18 protein-coding genes are annotated in these 15,222 nt (G+C 70.0%); 12 read left to right on the top strand and 6 right to left on the bottom strand.

Going from position 1 to position 15,222, the window contains the following annotated elements; all coding sequences use genetic code 11:
• Positions 1-186 precede the first annotated feature (186 nt).
• The 5 genes from rpmB to KZC57_RS09205 all read left to right on the top strand — a co-directional run bounded on the left by rpmB (position 187) and on the right by KZC57_RS09205 (position 3,611).
• Positions 187-423, top strand: coding sequence for a 50S ribosomal protein L28 (rpmB, locus tag KZC57_RS09225; protein WP_025102729.1), 237 nt, complete (start codon positions 187-189; stop codon positions 421-423).
• Positions 423-593 carry a 50S ribosomal protein L33 gene (gene rpmG / locus KZC57_RS09220; RefSeq protein ID WP_017203558.1) on the top strand — a complete coding sequence of 57 codons (171 nt, stop codon included), beginning with the start codon at positions 423-425 and terminating at the stop codon, positions 591-593. Before rpmB ends, rpmG begins: the two co-directional genes overlap by 1 nt.
• A gap of 3 nt (positions 594-596) precedes the next feature.
• Entirely contained in the window at positions 597-902 is a 306-nt protein-coding gene (gene rpsN, locus KZC57_RS09215) for a 30S ribosomal protein S14 (RefSeq protein ID WP_017829734.1), read from the top strand.
• 326 nt (positions 903-1,228) lie between these two features.
• The gene (locus KZC57_RS09210; RefSeq protein ID WP_017203554.1) at positions 1,229-1,516 is read left to right on the top strand and encodes an HU family DNA-binding protein; all 288 of its coding nucleotides are present in this window, start codon (positions 1,229-1,231) and stop codon (positions 1,514-1,516) included.
• Positions 1,517-1,598: 82 nt separating this feature from the next.
• Entirely contained in the window at positions 1,599-3,611 is a 2,013-nt protein-coding gene (locus tag KZC57_RS09205; RefSeq protein ID WP_247641560.1) for a cytochrome c oxidase assembly protein, read from the top strand.
• A gap of 13 nt (positions 3,612-3,624) precedes the next feature.
• Here KZC57_RS09205 and KZC57_RS09200 read toward each other — a convergent pair whose 3' ends face one another.
• Positions 3,625-4,695, bottom strand: a complete 1,071-nt coding sequence (locus KZC57_RS09200; RefSeq protein ID WP_060922938.1) for a hypothetical protein — start codon at positions 4,693-4,695, stop codon at positions 3,625-3,627.
• Positions 4,696-4,812: 117 nt separating this feature from the next.
• On the opposite strand from KZC57_RS09200, the gene KZC57_RS09195 reads away from it, so the two are divergent.
• Entirely contained in the window at positions 4,813-6,210 is a 1,398-nt protein-coding gene (locus KZC57_RS09195) for an ATP-dependent RecD-like DNA helicase (protein ID WP_060922937.1), read from the top strand.
• 12 nt (positions 6,211-6,222) lie between these two features.
• Here the strand turns inward: KZC57_RS09195 and KZC57_RS09190 are convergent, their stop codons facing one another.
• Both KZC57_RS09190 and KZC57_RS09185 read right to left on the bottom strand, forming a co-directional pair.
• A complete protein-coding gene (locus KZC57_RS09190; RefSeq protein WP_060922936.1) occupies positions 6,223-6,870 on the bottom strand; it encodes a heme oxygenase (biliverdin-producing) in 648 nt (215 codons plus the stop codon).
• A gap of 57 nt (positions 6,871-6,927) precedes the next feature.
• A complete protein-coding gene (locus tag KZC57_RS09185; protein WP_217583782.1) occupies positions 6,928-7,242 on the bottom strand; it encodes a DUF2470 domain-containing protein in 315 nt (104 codons plus the stop codon).
• 85 nt (positions 7,243-7,327) lie between these two features.
• Here KZC57_RS09185 and KZC57_RS09180 point away from each other — a divergent pair, with 85 nt between their 5' ends.
• Complete coding sequence (locus KZC57_RS09180) at positions 7,328-8,611, top strand: serine hydrolase (RefSeq protein WP_247641559.1); 1,284 nt, start codon at positions 7,328-7,330, stop codon at positions 8,609-8,611.
• Positions 8,612-8,639: 28 nt separating this feature from the next.
• Entirely contained in the window at positions 8,640-9,656 is a 1,017-nt protein-coding gene (corA, locus tag KZC57_RS09175) for a magnesium/cobalt transporter CorA (RefSeq protein ID WP_144881756.1), read from the top strand.
• A 16-nt stretch (positions 9,657-9,672) separates the two neighbouring features.
• Here the strand turns inward: corA and KZC57_RS09170 are convergent, their stop codons facing one another.
• Together KZC57_RS09170 and KZC57_RS09165 are read right to left on the bottom strand one after the other, a co-directional pair.
• Positions 9,673-9,882, bottom strand: a complete 210-nt coding sequence (locus tag KZC57_RS09170) for a multidrug transporter (protein WP_247641558.1) — start codon at positions 9,880-9,882, stop codon at positions 9,673-9,675.
• Positions 9,869-11,224, bottom strand: a complete 1,356-nt coding sequence (locus tag KZC57_RS09165; protein WP_060922932.1) for an APC family permease — start codon at positions 11,222-11,224, stop codon at positions 9,869-9,871. Before KZC57_RS09165 ends, KZC57_RS09170 begins: the two co-directional genes overlap by 14 nt.
• A gap of 171 nt (positions 11,225-11,395) precedes the next feature.
• Here KZC57_RS09165 and KZC57_RS09160 point away from each other — a divergent pair, with 171 nt between their 5' ends.
• Positions 11,396-12,049 carry an MIP/aquaporin family protein gene (locus KZC57_RS09160; RefSeq protein ID WP_247641557.1) on the top strand — a complete coding sequence of 218 codons (654 nt, stop codon included), beginning with the start codon at positions 11,396-11,398 and terminating at the stop codon, positions 12,047-12,049.
• A 55-nt stretch (positions 12,050-12,104) separates the two neighbouring features.
• Here KZC57_RS09160 and KZC57_RS09155 read toward each other — a convergent pair whose 3' ends face one another.
• Positions 12,105-13,130, bottom strand: a complete 1,026-nt coding sequence (locus KZC57_RS09155; RefSeq protein ID WP_247641556.1) for an FUSC family protein — start codon at positions 13,128-13,130, stop codon at positions 12,105-12,107.
• Positions 13,131-13,180: 50 nt separating this feature from the next.
• On the opposite strand from KZC57_RS09155, the gene KZC57_RS09150 reads away from it, so the two are divergent.
• From KZC57_RS09150 to KZC57_RS09140, 3 genes are read left to right on the top strand one after another with little or no spacing between them, the layout of a single operon-like run.
• Positions 13,181-13,990 (top strand): sugar nucleotide-binding protein, encoded by an 810-nt coding sequence (locus tag KZC57_RS09150; RefSeq protein ID WP_105950627.1) that lies wholly within the window; start codon positions 13,181-13,183, stop codon positions 13,988-13,990.
• A gap of 40 nt (positions 13,991-14,030) precedes the next feature.
• Complete coding sequence (locus KZC57_RS09145) at positions 14,031-14,645, top strand: DUF1684 domain-containing protein (RefSeq protein ID WP_247641555.1); 615 nt, start codon at positions 14,031-14,033, stop codon at positions 14,643-14,645.
• Positions 14,642-15,202: a dihydrofolate reductase family protein gene (locus KZC57_RS09140; RefSeq protein ID WP_247641554.1), complete on the top strand. Its 561-nt coding sequence runs from the start codon at positions 14,642-14,644 to the stop codon at positions 15,200-15,202. The genes KZC57_RS09145 and KZC57_RS09140 overlap by 4 nt, the downstream gene beginning before the upstream one ends.
• Positions 15,203-15,222: the final 20 nt, after the last annotated feature.

The raw sequence follows: 15,222 nt of genomic DNA, 5'->3' as shown, positions 1-15,222 counted from the left end.
GGCCATTCAGGCGATTCGAACAGCCGGCCGAGGCCGTGCTAGACTGACTCTTCGTCTGCGCACGCTCCTGTGCGCAGTTCGTGTGCTCCCCCTTCTTCCGCCGAGAGATCGGCATGCGGGGCGGCGTGCAGACAAGGGATCTTGGGTGAGGCCGTCCGGTCTCACGGTAATGAAGGAGTCATCATCATGGCAGCAGTGTGCCAGGTGACCGGAGCTGTTCCCGGCTTCGGTCACAACGTCTCGCACTCGCACCGCCGGACGAAGCGTCGCTTCGACCCGAACGTGCAGAAGAAGACCTATTTCGTGCCCTCGCTCGGTCGTAAGATCACGCTCAACGTGTCCGCCAAGGGCATCAAGGTGATCGACGCGCGCGGCATCGAGAACGTCGTCAAGGACCTCCAGGCGAAGGGTGTGAAGCTCTAATGGCCAAGAAGGCTCAGGACGTCCGTCCGATCATCAAGCTGCGTTCGACGGCGGGTACGGGTTACACGTACGTGACCAAGAAGAACCGCCGCAACACCCCCGACCGCCTCGTGCTCAAGAAGTACGACCCGGTCATCCGTCAGCACGTCGAATTCCGAGAGGAGCGTTGATCCATGGCTAAGAAGAGCAAGATCGCGCGCAACGAGCAGCGCAAGGTCATCGTCGAGCGCTACGCCGAGCGTCGTGCCGAGCTGAAGAAGACCCTGGTCGACCCGAACGCCACCGACGAGGCCCGCGAGGCCGCCCGCGTCGGCCTGCAGAAGCTGCCGCGCAACGCGTCGCCGGCTCGCGTGCGTTCGCGCGACGTCATCGACGGCCGCCCCCGTGGTGTCCTCACGAAGTTCGGCATCTCGCGTGTCCGCTTCCGTGACATGGCGCACCGTGGCGAGCTGCCCGGCGTGACCAAGTCGAGCTGGTAAGCACCCAGCGAGAAGGGGCGGGGATCTTCGGATCCTCGCCCCTTTTGCATGCCCGGGAACGCAGGCGATCACGCCGGATCAGGCGCATATGTCAGGGAGTGCCTGAAGCCACGCGGGGGCCTGAACCAGCGAGCGTGCGGCCGAAAACCTGTGGCACGAGTGGCCAATGTGACGCGACACGCCGGGAAATAGGTCGAAACCCGCGAAATGACGCGGAAATCCGGGTGGCCGTTGGTACATTCGAGGCGGTCACACGACCAACGGGGAGCACCCGCTCCTCGTACCCACACACACGATGCGACGGTCCTTCGTCGCTGGAGGATGACATGGCTGACAAGTCCATCACCAAGACCGAGCTCGTCGCGAGCATCGCTTCCGCCACCGGCCAGAGCCAGGCCACCGTCTCCGGTGTCCTCGACTCGCTGTTCGCCACGGTCTCCGACGCCGTCGCCAAGGGCAGCAAGGTCTCCATCCCGGGCTGGATCTCGTTCGAGCAGGTCGACACGGCCGCCCGCACGGGCCGCAACCCGCAGACCGGCGCCGAGATCAAGATCCCGGCCGGCAAGCGCGTCAAGGTGACCGCCGGTTCCAAGCTCAAGGCTGCCGTCAAGTAAGACCGCACCCTTTCGAAGGCCGCCCCCGCTCCGGGGGCGGCCTTCGTGCATCCTCCCTGCTGGGCGCGCCTAGGCTGGAGGGGTGAGTTCCCGCACCGAGACGCCGCGCTCGACGTCGGCGTACCGTCTCGCCGGCATCGTCATCCTCCTCGCCGCCGCCGGCGTCGCCCTCGTCTGGGCGCTGCTCGTCGGAGGAGGGGCGAACCCGCCGCTGCTGCAGGACCCCGGACCCGTGGTGCTGTGGGGCACACCGCTCGCGAAGCTCGTCATGAACCTCGCCGGCGCACTCATGCTCGGATCGCTGGTGCTCGCCCTGTTCGGACTGCGAGCGGGAGAGCGCACGTTCGACACGGCCCTGAACATCGCCTCGGTCGGCGCCGCCGTCTTCACGGTTGCCGCGGGACTCGCCGGGTTCTTCTCCTTCATGGCCGCCTTCAACCCGCAGCTCAGCATCGAGCGCGAGTTCGGCTCGCAGCTCGGGCGCTTCCTGCTCGAGCTCCCGCTGGGGCAGTCCTGGCTGGTCACGACGATCCTGGGCGCGGTCATCACGGTGCTCGCGTTCGCCTGGCGCACCTGGACGCCCACGCTGCTCACCGCCCTGCTGGCCGCGGTGTCGTTCCTGCCGCTCGCGACGCAGGGGCACGCAGGCGACCTCGACGGGCACAACATGGCCGTCAACTCGATCCTCCTGCACACGATCGGCGCGGCGGTGTGGCTGGGCGGGCTGCTCCTCCTCGTGCTCCTCCGCGGGCAGCAGGGCCTCGATCTGCCCACGCTCGTCCGCCGGTACTCCTCCCTCGCGATCGCGGCCTTCGCGGTCGTCGCGGTCTCCGGCTTCACCCGGTCGATCGTTGCTGTCGGGAGCTGGGAGGCCGTGTGGACGACCCCCTACGGGCTCATCGTCGTCGTCAAGGCCATCCTGCTCGTCGGAATGGGGCTGCTCGGCGCCTGGTACCGCGCACGTCTCATTCCGAAGCTGAGCGGAGTGCGCGCGTCCCGCTGGTTCTGGGCCCTGGTCCTCGGCGAGGTGACGCTGATGGGACTCGCCTCCGGTGCCGCGGCCGCGCTCGCGCGCACGCCCCCGCCCACCGGCGAGGTCGCGGCGTTCGCGCAGACCCCGGCGCAGATCCTCACGGGATCGCTGCTGCCGCCCGAGCTCACGCTGGAGCGCTGGTTCACGGCCTGGGACATCGACGTGCTGTGGCTCGTCGCGGCGGGCTTCGGACTCTTCTTCTATCTCGCGGGTGTGCGCCGACTCCGGCTGCGCGGCGACCGCTGGCCGATCCACCGCACCGTTTTTTGGGTGCTCGGCCTGCTGCTGCTGGTGTGGGTGACCGGCGGTCCCATCAACGCGTACCAGGAGTACCTCTTCAGCGTGCACATGCTCGGGCACATGATGCTCTCGATGGCGATCCCGCTGCTGCTCGTCTCCGGGGCGCCGATCACCCTCGCCCTACGCGCCATCCACAAACGCGACGACGGCACGCGCGGCGGTCGCGAATGGATCATGTGGGCCGTCCACTCGCCGTTCGCGCGGGTGGTCACGCACCCGATCGTGGCGGCGGCGATCTTCATCCTCTCGCTCTGGGCGTTCTACTTCACCGACCTCGTGCGCTGGTCGATGTTCGAGCACCTCGGGCACGAGTGGATGGTCGCCCACTTCCTGATCTCGGGCTACCTGTTCGTGATGAGTCTGATCGGCGCCGACCCGGTGCCCTACCGTCTGCCGTATCCCGGCCGGCTCATCACCCTCATCGCCGTGATGGCCATGCACGCGTTCTTCGGGATGGCGATCATGATGCAGGAGGGGCTCATGGTCGCCGACTGGTTCGGCGCGATGGGTCGCGACTGGGGTGCCGACCCGATGACCGACCAGTACGTGGGCGGTGGCATCGCGTGGTCGATCGGAGAGATCCCGACCCTCATCCTGGCCATCACCGTCGCGATCCAGTGGAGCCGGAGCGACACCAAGCTCCAGCGACGCCGAGACCGGCACGCCGATCGCACCGGCGATGCCGAGCTGGAGGAGTACAACGCGCGGCTCGCCGACCTCGCCGCCCGGGATCAGCGCGCGGCGGAGCGCCAGCGCCGCTGACCCGCCCCCGGGCTCACTGCACCGGGTCGTCCGGGGAGCCGACCCGGATCGAGGCCGAGCCGTCCGGGAGGATGGCGATGGAGCCGTTGACCCGGAAGGGCACGTCTTCGGAGACCGGCTCCACGGACCCGTCGAAGAGAGACTGGATCTCGACCTCGACGTGCGCCATGGCTGCGGTGGTCGGGATCTGCCAGTGGCCGTCGTCGGACGGCGCGACCATGATCTCCGGCTGCTGGGCGATGGACCATCTCGGTGGCGCAGCGATCCTGTTCTCGACACGCAGGCCGAACGGACACGCGGTGGGCTGCAGGACCTCCTGCGTGGTGCACGCGGTGAGGAACTCCTCGACCCGCTCCTGGACGACGTCGACGAACTCCTCCGTCGGCTCGGCCTGCACATCGAGAGGGGTCACGGCGAGCGGCTCGTCGGCGAGCACGCCGTGCCCGGAGGATTCCGCGATCGCGGTGTCGACCGTGACGGAGTAGAGCCCGGGGGTGAAGACCAGCAGGGGCAGAGGTTCGAGGGGTTGCGCCGCGGCCCCGGCGGCGGAGATCTGGCGGCGGTCGACCTCGAACCCGTTCACGGCGAACCGGTCGGCCCCGCGCACCGTGAGCTCGACGACCGCGAGCGGGCTGGTCGTGAACCGCCAGTTCGGTGTGATGCCGGCCCAGCCGTCCTGCGCGACGTGGAAGGTGCTCGTGCCGGAGTGGCCGCCGGCGCGGTAGCTGACGGTCACCGCTGTGCCGTCGCCGGAGGGCTCCTCCGATTCGACCTCGACGTCGCTGAGCGGACCGAGGGCCGAGCGTCGCAGCATCGCCTCCGACGCGGCGGGGTCGATGCCCGCCTCATCGAGGGTCTCCCGGTCGATCGCGACGCCGGGCACGCGGAGGGCATCGGCGGCCCGCCCCTCAGCGAGCAGATCGAGATAACGGACCACGAACGCCGACGGGCCGTAGAACTGCCGGTAGAGGGTCGCACCTCCCGCGCCGATCGCGGCCAGGAGGAGGACGCCGATGAGCCCGAGGATCGCCAGATCGGCGCCCAGGCGCGACCGCCGGGGCGCGCGCGTCCCGGCCCGCTCCATGCCGGTCAGTCTAGGAGGGCGTCCTGGGGGGACGCCGAGCGTCGGCGGACCCGTGCCCGACGGGGCACGTAGCATGGGGGAGCATCCCGTGTCCGCCCCGCCAGCCCTGTGAGAACCGTGTCCCTTCCCGCCCTGTCCGAGGAGCAGCAGGAGCTGTTCCGGCTCATCGAGGACACCGCGGAGCACGTCTTCATCACCGGACGCGCGGGCACCGGCAAATCCACGCTGCTGCAGCATTTCGCCTGGAACACGAAGAAGCAGATCGCGATCTGCGCCCCTACCGGCGTGGCCGCGCTGAACGTGGAGGGGCAGACGATCCACTCCCTGTTCCGCCTCCCGATCGGGCTCATCGGGGACGGCGACATCGATCAGAACGACGCGACCCGCCGCATCCTCAACGCCATCGAGACTCTCGTCATCGATGAGATCTCGATGGTCAACGCCGACCTCATGGACGCCATCGACCGGTCGCTGCGCCAAGCGCGCGGGCGGCGGGGCGAGCCGTTCGGCGGCGTGCAGATCGTCATGTTCGGCGACCCGTACCAGCTGGCTCCGGTCCCTCCGCGCGGGGATGAGGCACGGTACGTGAAGGACCACTACCGGTCGTTCTGGTTCTTCGATGCGAAGGTGTGGGCAGGCCCTTCGACAGGCTCAGGGGCCCAAGGGGGCGAAGGGGCGCTGTTCGAGGTCGACACCCGGGCCGAGCTGCACGTGCGGGAGCTCGTGCAGATCCACCGCCAGTCGGACGACGGCTTCAAGTCCATGCTCAACGCCGTCCGCTATGGACGCGTCACGGCGGAGATCGCCGGGATCCTCAACGCTCAGGGCGCGCGCACCCCTCCGGACCCCGAGCCGGGCGAGGTGCCGATGATCACCCTCGCCACCCGCAACGACATCGTCAACAGCATCAACAGCCGGCATCTCGCCGCGCTTCCGGGCAAGGAGCAGACGGCACGCGCGGAGGTCAACGGCGACTTCGGCCGCGGCGAGGCCTCCCTTCCGGCCGAGTCCGAGCTGAAGCTCAAGGTGGGTGCGCAGGTGATGTTCCTGCGCAACGACACGGCGATGACCGGAGAGCCGCCGCGCTGGGTGAACGGCACCATCGGCACGGTGACCCGCATCCTCGGGGGGACAGTGCGCGTGGAGATCGACGGCGAGGAGGTCGACGTCGAGCCGGCCGTCTGGGAGCGGTTCCGGTACGCCTACGACCCGAACACGAAGAAGCTCTCCCGTGATGTCGTCGCCGAGTTCACCCAGTTCCCGCTGCGGCTGGCCTGGGCCGTGACGATCCACAAGTCGCAGGGCAAGACCTACGATCGAGCGGTGATCGACCTGGGCTCCGGGGCGTTCGCGCCGGGGCAGACCTACGTCGCGCTGAGCCGCCTCACGTCGCTGGACGGCTTGTACCTCTCGCGTCCGCTGCGGCCGAGCGACATCCGCGTGGACGAGGACGTGCGGCGGTTCATGCGCGATGCGTGGCTCGCCGCCTCGACGCCTGAGCTGCCGAGGGCCTGAGGTGCTACCGCGTCAGGCGGCGGCGCGGGCGCGGTCGAGGTCTTCGAACAGCTCGGTGTTGAAGCGGTACGCGAGGAGCACCTCGTCGATGACGCGCTCGCGTTCGGCCTCGTCCCACGGGGCGGCGTCGAGCTGCTCGCGATAGACGTCCTTGAAGGCGGAGGGGTCGGCGATGTCGTCGAACAGGTAGAAGCCGATGCCGTTCGTCTCGAAGCCGAAGCGCCGCGCCATCACCCGACCGATGAAGATGCCGCCGGAGAGGTCGCCGAGGTAGCGCGTGTAGTGGTGCGCCACGAAGCCACCCGCCCAGGTCGCGCCGACCTGACGGATGCGGTCGACATAGCGCTGTGTGGTGGGCAGCGGGGCGATCCGCTCGCGCCACTCGGGCCCGAGGAGGAAGGCGAGGTCGGCCTCGAGCGCGGGGAGGCGCGTGAGCTTGTCGCTGAGGAACACGGAAGCCACCGGGTCCTGGCGCATGCGCTCGCCGGCGCCCTCGAGCGCGTCGTAGATGAAATAGTGCTGCGCGACCAGCGCGATGTAGTCCTCGCGCGACCCCTCGCCCTTGAGGAGATCGGACATGAAGCCCGCCGTCTCGCTGCGGGAATGCGAACCGGAGGAGCGCTCGCGGAGGGCGGCGGAGAAGGACAGGATCTCGGGCATGGCTTCAGTGTAAGGGCAGCCTAACCTTCGATGGAAGTCCGAGCTCCGCAGGGCGACTCAGTCGTGCGGCCGCGGTTCGACGCCCAGACGCTCGCAGGCCGCGTCGTACAGCGCCACGACCTCGCGGCGCACTTCGCGGCGCTCGGTGATCGAGCCGCCGGGCCACGGGACACGGAGCTCTGACGTCATCCCGCCACGGGAGATCTCCCAGACCCCGACCTCTCCGTCGAAGCCGGTCATCACGGACGCGTCGATCGCCTCCGCGGACGGTTCGGCGAAGGCGCGCGCGATGAGGAGGTTGTCGTCGGTGTGGTCGCCGTTCATGTGGTGGAGGACGGCGGTGATCACATCGGCATCGAAATCATGGGGCACAGGGACACCCTACGATGCCGCGCGGGGCCGACTTTCAGCATCCGCGTTCTAGACTCAGGAGACACGTCTTCGGGGGTTCCCACACATGCAGCTTCTCTCGTCGCGCCGGTGGCGCGCCGCAGCGGCCACGGCGGCCGTTCTCGGTCTCGTCCTCACCGGATGCTCCTCCGAGGGCTCCTTCAGCTATACGCCGCCCGCGCAGGTCGACGCCACGCTTCCCGACGACACGGTCACGGCGCTGCAGGGCGCGGTCGACAACGCGCTCGCGGCCTCCGGGGCCAGCGGGGCGATCGTCGGGGTCTGGGTGCCGTGGAGCGGCACCTGGGTCGCCGCCACGGGCACGCAGGACAAGGCGGAGGGTGGCGAGCTCTCGACCGACATGTCCTTCCGCATCGCGGACATCACGCGACTGATGACCTGCGACGTCCTCTACGCGCTCGCGGATGAGGGCACCGTCGAGCTCGACGCGACGGTGCCGGAGTACGTCTCGGGTGTCGCCGACATGTCCGACGTCACCCTGGTCGACCTGTGCAACGGCACCAGTGGCGCCGGCTCCTCCGAGGCGACGGTCAAGAGCGCGTGGCTGAACACCCCGGAGCGGGTCTGGGCGCCCCTCGAACTCGCGGGTTACGGTCTCGGCCGCTCGCGCATCGCTCCGCAGACCACGTTCCGCGACTCCGACGCCGGTTACCTTCTCCTCGGCCTCGCGTTGGAACGCGCCTCGGGGATGAGTGCGCGCGAGCTGATCGCCGAGTACGTCACCGAGCCGCTGGAGCTCGCCGACACCTCGCTGCCGTCGCCCGCCGCGGCGCCGCCGTCGTCGGAGGGGTCGTCGCTCAGCGGGCACTACATGGGAGCGGTCGAGGGCGGCTTCAACTGCGCAGCGCCTGTCGACATCACGACGATGTCCTCCAGCACCGGGTTCACCGACTCGGGAGCGGTGTCGACGATCACCGACCTCGGCCGGTACATGCAGGCCGAGGCCAAGCAGGTGCTGCGCACCAAGGACGAGCCGGATCGATTCGGGGCGCCGCTGCCCGCCTACGACAAGGCGCCGTCGTGGTACCAGGCGACCGGTGGTGCCTACATCGTCGGTTCGATGATCGGTCAGCATGGCTGGACGCCCGGCTACGCGACGGCGGCATACTCGGACCCGACGACCGGTTTCACCGTGGCCGTCGTGCTGAACGACTCCACCGGTGGGTCGCGCTTCGCCCAGCATCTCGCCTGGGAGCTGGCGGCGATCGCGTCCAAGGCTCCCGCGGCATCCGGCGAGACGGCCCCGGAGTTCGGTCTGCCCTACACGGCCGAGCAGTATCACAAGGCCACCACGGACGCCGCGCTCGTGTGCGTCCCTCCGGCCGGCTGAGCGGAGCCCTGACGAGCAGGAGGGCCGTATGGCGATCGTGGACAACGCCGTCTACGTCGGCGGCGTGCGCGCCGAAGATCCCGACAGCCTGAACGACACGTTCGAGCGGATCCGGGAGCGACAGGGCATGGGGTGGATCGGCCTCTACCGGCCGAGTGCCGAGGAGGTCAGAGCCGTGGCCGACGAGTTCGGCATCCACGAGCTTGTCGTCGAGGATGCACTCTCCGGGCATCAGCGCGCCAAGCTGGAACGGTACGGCGACATCCTGTTCATGGTCCTCCGGCCCGCCCGCTACCTCGACGAGCGCGAGGAGGTCGAGTTCGGCGAAGTGCACGTCCTGGTCGGTCCGGATTTCGTCGTGACGATCCGTCATGCGGAGTCACCCGACCTCGGCCGCGTGCGTCGCCGGCTCGAGGCCGATCCCGCTCTGCTCGCCCATGGCCCCGAGGCGGTGCTCTACGCGATCCTCGACGAGGTGGTCGACGAGTACTCCCCGGTCCTGGCCGGCCTCGAGAACGACATCGACGAGATCGAGGGTCAGCTCTTCGAGGAGGACGCCGACGCGACCCAGCGGATCTACGACCTCGGCCGCGAGGTGATCGACTTCCAACGGGCGACCCAGCCGCTGGCCGGCATGCTGGAGGCATTGCTGCGCGGATCCGAGAAGTACCGCGTGAGCGAGGAGCTCCAGCGGTACCTGCGGGATGTCCTCGACCACACGCTGCGCGTGAGCGACAAGGCGGCCACCTTCCGGTCCGTGCTCGACAACGCCCTCACGGTCGAGTCGACCATCGTCGCGCGGCGGCAGAACGACGAGATGCGCCGGATGACGGAGTTGAGCATCCGCCAGAACGACGAGGTGAAGAAGATCTCCGGCTGGGCGGCGATCCTGTTCGCCCCGACACTGGTCGGCACGGTCTACGGCATGAACTTCGACCACATGCCCGAGCTCCACTGGGCGTTCGGGTACCCGATGGCGGTACTGCTCATGGTCGCGATGGGGGTCGGGCTGTACGCGGCCTTCAAGCGCAAGGGCTGGCTGTAGCGCCCGACGGCGACGGTCAGCCCTCGCCGTCGGCCTCGGGCATGCCGGGCCCGGGCCCCGGACGCACCTCGGCGTCGTCCCGGATGTCGATGCGCGTGTTGCCGTCGTGCTCCGAGACGTCCACGCGCGGCGCGGCGTCGGCCTCCGTGGCATCGGGTGCCGAGGTCAGCTGGTCGTGACGGTTCTCCTCGAACGTCTCGTCGGCGGTGTCGTCAGGCGTGCTCATGGCTCTCCTTCGTGTCGGCGGTCTTCGAGCGGTTGCGGGTCCACCGGGCGACAGCGTAGAGCACGCCGCCGACGGCGAGCAGGATGGCGCCGAACAGCCACACCTGCGGGCGCTGCTGGGTGAGCAGCAGGATGCACGACGCGATGCCGAGCACCGGGACGAACGTCCACACACGGAAGTGGTCGTGCTCGACCTTGTCGCGGCGCAGGACCAGCACCGAGATGTTGACGCTGAGGAACACGACGAGCAGCAGCAGCACGACGGTCTCGGCGAGGGTCGCGAGGTCTCCGACCAGCGTGAGGCCCATCGCCACGAGCGTCGTGGTGAGGATCGCCACCCACGGGGTCTTCCGCTTCGGCAGCACGCGCCCGAGCACCGACGGCAGGAGGTTCTGCTCGGCCATGCCGTAGGTGAGGCGGCTGACCATGATCATCGTCAGCAGGGCTCCGTTGGCGACGGCGATGAGCGCGATGAGGCTGAACAGCCAGGACGGGACGCTGACCCCGGTGGCCTCGACGACCGCGAGCAGCGGACCGCTGGACTCCTGCAGCTCGGATGCCGGCAGGGCGACGGCGCTGGCGATGCCGACGAGCACGTACACGACACCGGCGGTGAGGAGCGCGCCGAACAATGCGCGCGGGTAGGTCCGCCGCGGGTTCTTGACCTCTTCGATCATGTTGGCTGAGGTCTCGAAGCCGACGAACGAGTAGTACGCGATCACCGCGCCGGAGAGCACCGCCAGGGCGACGTTGGCCCCCTCCGGTACCTGCGTCGCCCGGGACAGGTCGCCGCCCCCGCCGCCGACGAACACCGCGACGACGACGATCACGATCACGAGGCCGCTGAGCTCGATCGCCGTCATCACGAGGTTCGCGCCCATCGACTCGCGGATGCCGCGGGCGTTGAGCAGGCCGACGATCGCGAGGAAGACGATCGCGACCGGGATGGTCGGCAGGTCGATGAAGGTGCTGAGGTAGTCGCCCGCGAAGGCGATGGCCAGCCCGGCCGCGCTCGTCACGCCGGCCGCGAGCATGCTGAAGCCGACGAGGAAGGACACCAGCGGGCTGCGGAACGCCCGCTCGGCGAACACGGCGGCCCCGCCCGCGCGCGGGTACTTGGTGACGAGCTCGGCATACGACCCTGCGGTGAGCATGGCGAGGAGGAGCGCGAGGACGAGGGGCGCCCAGAGGAGGCCGCCCACGTCCTCCGACAGCACGCCCATCAGCGCGTAGATCCCCGCGCCGAGGACGTCGCCGAGGATGAACGCGAACAGCAGGGGGCCGGTGATGGCGCGGCGCAGCCGGGTGGGGGTCTCGGCGCGCGGCTCGGTCTGGACGGTCATCCTTGCACGGTAGGGGCCGGAACTCCGGCGGGCGACGGGCTTGACAGTTCCGCCGCCAATGAGCCAGCGAGAGCCGACCGCGCGCTATCCTCGGTGCCGCAAGGCGGGTCGTCGCCCGGGCCGTTCCGGGGAGACGGGGGGCCGCCTGCGATCCCACAGAAGGACACCATCATGATCGGTACACCTCGCAAGGCGCTCGCGGAAGTGGTCGCCACGTTCCTCTTCGTCCTGGCGATCATCGCGGCGGTGAACAGCGGAAGCCCGCTCACCCCGCTCGCGATCGGCTTCACACTGATGGTGCTCGTGTACTCCACGGGCCACATCTCGGGCGCCCACCTCAACCCGGCGGTCTCGCTGGGCGTGTTCCTGCGCGGCGGGCTCAGCGTCGCCGACTTCGTCTCCTACCTCGTCGCGCAGTTCGCCGGCGGGGCGCTCGCCGCTCTCGTGGCCCTCGCCGTGTGGCCGGCGGGGGAGAAGGCGATGGTCATCGAGGTCGGTCCGGCGTTCCTCGTCGAGGCGCTGTTCACCCTGATCCTCGTCTGGGTCGTGCTGAACTCCGCCACCTCGAAGGACACGGCGGGCAACTCGTTCTACGGGCTCGCGATCGGTGCGACCGTCTTCGTCGGTGCGGCGACGGTCGGCTCCATCTCGGGTGGCGGATTCAACCCGGCGGTGGCCCTCGGCCTCTCGGTCAGCGGGCACTTCGCGTGGGGCTCGCTCTGGCTGTACATCGTGGCTCCCGCGGTCGGTGCCGTCATCGCCGCTTTGCTGTTCCGGGTGCTCAACGCCGACGATGCGCGGAAGATCGCCGCGGACGCCGAGTAGAAGCCTCGCCTCGGAGCGCCGCATCCCTCCCGGGGTGCGGCGCTTCCTCGTCTCGTCAGCGGCGTCGGTTCCGTCGGCGCAGCGCCGCGGACGTGACGGCCACCACCGTTCCGACGACCACGCCGATGATCGTCTCCAGCACGCGGTCGGTCAGCAGGTCGGCGACCGGAGTCGGCGCGGCCAGGTGCACCATCAGGAGGGCGAGCGGGGTGACGAACACCATCGCGATGCCGTAGTTGCGGCCGATGAACAGTTCGGCCGTCCCCTGCAGGACCACCACGACGGCGATCACGGCGAGCGGCGGCATGTCGAGGGCGAGGATCCCGGCGGCGACAAGCACGCCGAGCAGCGTGCCGACGAGGCGCTGGATGCCGCGGATCACGCGGGCGTTGAGCTGCGCGCCGCTGACCGCCGCGACCGCGCCGACCGCCGCCCAGTACCAGTGGGTGCCGCCTATGATCAGGCCGACGACGCCCGCTCCGACGATCGCGGCGGCGACCGAGGCGGCCATCTCGGCGGCGACCGGCCCGACGGACGGGCGCGCCTTCGGCGCCGCCTCCGCCGTGGTCCGGGTGACGACGGCGACCAGGGCGGTGAGGGCGAGGCCGAAGAGCACGCTCGCCCCGCCGACGAGCAGGACCGCGCCGAAGGAGGCGCCGGTGGCGGGGATCGTCGCGCACGCCCCGGTCGCGAAGACCGTGAACAGCGGACCGGGCGGGTGCCACTGCAGGACGTAGGCCAGCAGCGTCACGGCCGCGGCGACGAGGGCGACGACGACGATGCTCAGCACGGCGGGTGCAGCGAGGACCGACAGGGCCGTGCCGATCAGCATCGCGCCGAGCAGCACGCCACCGGCACTCGCCTGCATGCGGATCCGGTCGCGGAAGACGTCGTGCCGACCGTAGAGCGCGGCGAAGGCACCGAAGCTCGCATAGATGCTGAGGTCGAGCCGGCCGGCCGCCCACAGCACGAGGAGCGGCACGGCGACACTGACCGCGGCGCGCAGGGCGACCCGGTGATCCCCGCGGTGCGGGCCGACGCGGAGGACTCCCGTCCACACCCGTCCCTGCGATTCCGTCACCGATCAAGCCTACGTCCGTCGCCCGGCGGCGATGTGCGAGGGTGGGAGGGATGACCACTCCGCCTCCGCCGCGCCGCACCCTCCTGGTCGGCTTCGGGAAGCTCGGCACCCGGCTCGCTCCGCTGCTCCTCGCGGACGGGGGTGAGGTCCTGGCGCTCCGCCGCACGGACGGACCCGTGCCGGACGGGGTGACGGCGCTCGCGGCCGATCTGACCGTTCCGCTCACCGCGCCGCTGCCCGAGGTCGACGCCGTCGTGGTGACGCTGCCACCCGGGCCCGACGTGTCGTCGTATCGCACGGCGCTCTCGCACCTCGCAGCGGCATTGCCGGCCCCGCCGACGCGGACGGTCTTCGTCTCGTCCACCGGGGTGTTCGACGGCGCCGGGAGTGCCGAGCCCGTGACCGAGCGGGTCGAGCCGGCGCCCACCACCGACCGGGGCCGCGGTCTGCGGGACGGCGAGAAGGCGGCCGTCGAGCTCTTCGACGCGGTGGTCGTGCGCCCCGCGGGCATCTACGGTCCCGGGCGCGAGTTCCTCCTCCGGAAGGTCAGGGAGGGCGCTCCCGTCACGCATCGCCGCCGCACGAACCGGATCCACGAGACCGATCTCGTCCGCATTCTCGACCTGCTGCTACGGATGCCGGAGCCCCCGGCGCTCGTGCACGCCGTCGACCAGGCGCCCGCTCCGCTGGGAGACGTCGTGACCTTCCTCGCCGACCGCCTCGGCCTGCCCGTGCCGCCGGACGACGGCGGTGCGCCGAGCGGCTTCGTCTACGACGGCTCGCTGGTGCGTGCGGTCCTCGGCAGGCTCGACTATCCGACGTACGAAAACGGCTACGTGGACATGATCGACCGGGACTGAGGCCGTTCCAGGCGCCCGTCGTCCGGCGTACCGTGGGCGCATGACGAATGCGCAGACGGCCGTCGAGGTCGTCGACTGGCGGCGGCGGGTGTTCGCCCTGTACGAAGCGGTGCGACGGGCCGACTCCCCGGAGGAGGCGCACGAGCTGTGGCGGATCGAGCGCGACGAGCTGGTGCTGCGGCACCCGGCGACGCCCCTCCTTCCGCAGGACAGGGCACTGTTCGAGGGACTCCCGATCGCCTCGTACGACCCCGCCTGGCGGTTCGAGCTCCCGATCCTCGACACGGATCCGGCCACGTTCGAGTTCGCGACGGGGACGGACGGCATCGTGCCGTTCGAGCGCGTCGGCGTCGTGGAGATCCCTGACGTCGGGTCTCTCGACGTGTGGCGGCTCGCCTCCTACGGCGGCGGCCTGTTCGTGCCGGTGCGCGATGCCTCCGCCGGACAGAGCGGGGGGACGTACGGCGGCGGGCGCTACCTCATCGACACGATCAAGGGTGCCGACCTCGGGGCCGACCCGCGCCGCGGCACGCTCGTGCTCGACTTCAACTTCGCGTACAACCCGTCCTGCGCCTACGACCCGGCGTGGGCGTGCCCGCTGGCGCCACCCGGCAACGTGCTGACGGTGCCGATCCCGGTCGGAGAGCTCCGATGAGACCGCTGCGTTACGCGATCAACGTGACGCTCGACGGCTGCTGCCATCACGAAGCGGGACTCCCGCCCGACGAGGAGTCGATGCGCTTCTGGACCGCGGAGCTGCAGCGCGCCGACGCCCTGCTCTACGGCCGGGTGACGTACGACATGATGCGGGCCGCGTGGCGGCGTCCGGAATCCGGGGTCTGGCCGGACTGGATGGAGGAGTGGGAGACGCCCTTCGCCGAGACCATCGATCGCATGCCGAAGCACGTGGTGTCGGCGACGCTCGATGCCGTCGACTGGAACGCGGACCTCGTGCGCGGCGATCTCTCGGAGAGGGTCCGGGGGCTGAAGGATCAGCCGGGGAAGGGCCTGTCGGTCGGCGGAGTGGCGCTGCCCGCGGCGCTCGCCGACCTCGGGTTGATCGACGAGTACCTGTTCGTCGTCCATCCGGTCGTCGCCGGGCATGGTCCCCGGCTGCTCGACGGCGTGCACGAACGTCTCCGGCTCGAACTCGTGGAGCGGCGGGAGTTCCGTTCCGGCGCCGTCGCGCAGCGGTACCGTCCGGTGGTGTGAGCGACGCACAGCGGCCCCGA

Origin of the sequence: Microbacterium sp. KSW4-4 (genome assembly GCF_023091185.1) — a bacterium.
GTDB classification, from domain to species: domain Bacteria; phylum Actinomycetota; class Actinomycetes; order Actinomycetales; family Microbacteriaceae; genus Microbacterium; species Microbacterium paraoxydans.
This window is presented reverse-complemented; position numbering and strand designations above follow the sequence as displayed.

Bases quoted from the DNA above. Each gene is read 5' to 3' on its own strand.
- KZC57_RS09165 (WP_060922932.1), bottom strand. From the start codon at position 11,224: ATGACCGTCCAGACCGAGCCGCGCGCCGAGACCCCCACCCGGCTGCGC.
- KZC57_RS09180 (WP_247641559.1), top strand. From the start codon at position 7,328: ATGCAGCTTCTCTCGTCGCGCCGGTGGCGCGCCGCAGCGGCCACGGCG.
- KZC57_RS09160 (WP_247641557.1), top strand. From the start codon at position 11,396: ATGATCGGTACACCTCGCAAGGCGCTCGCGGAAGTGGTCGCCACGTTC.
- rpmG (WP_017203558.1), top strand. From the start codon at position 423: ATGGCCAAGAAGGCTCAGGACGTCCGTCCGATCATCAAGCTGCGTTCG.
- KZC57_RS09200 (WP_060922938.1), bottom strand. From the start codon at position 4,695: ATGGAGCGGGCCGGGACGCGCGCGCCCCGGCGGTCGCGCCTGGGCGCC.
- KZC57_RS09145 (WP_247641555.1), top strand. From the start codon at position 14,031: ATGACGAATGCGCAGACGGCCGTCGAGGTCGTCGACTGGCGGCGGCGG.
- rpsN (WP_017829734.1), top strand. From the start codon at position 597: ATGGCTAAGAAGAGCAAGATCGCGCGCAACGAGCAGCGCAAGGTCATC.
- KZC57_RS09150 (WP_105950627.1), top strand. From the start codon at position 13,181: ATGACCACTCCGCCTCCGCCGCGCCGCACCCTCCTGGTCGGCTTCGGG.
- KZC57_RS09210 (WP_017203554.1), top strand. From the start codon at position 1,229: ATGGCTGACAAGTCCATCACCAAGACCGAGCTCGTCGCGAGCATCGCT.
- KZC57_RS09190 (WP_060922936.1), bottom strand. From the start codon at position 6,870: ATGCCCGAGATCCTGTCCTTCTCCGCCGCCCTCCGCGAGCGCTCCTCC.
- KZC57_RS09170 (WP_247641558.1), bottom strand. From the start codon at position 9,882: ATGAGCACGCCTGACGACACCGCCGACGAGACGTTCGAGGAGAACCGT.
- corA (WP_144881756.1), top strand. From the start codon at position 8,640: ATGGCGATCGTGGACAACGCCGTCTACGTCGGCGGCGTGCGCGCCGAA.
- rpmB (WP_025102729.1), top strand. From the start codon at position 187: ATGGCAGCAGTGTGCCAGGTGACCGGAGCTGTTCCCGGCTTCGGTCAC.
- KZC57_RS09140 (WP_247641554.1), top strand. From the start codon at position 14,642: ATGAGACCGCTGCGTTACGCGATCAACGTGACGCTCGACGGCTGCTGC.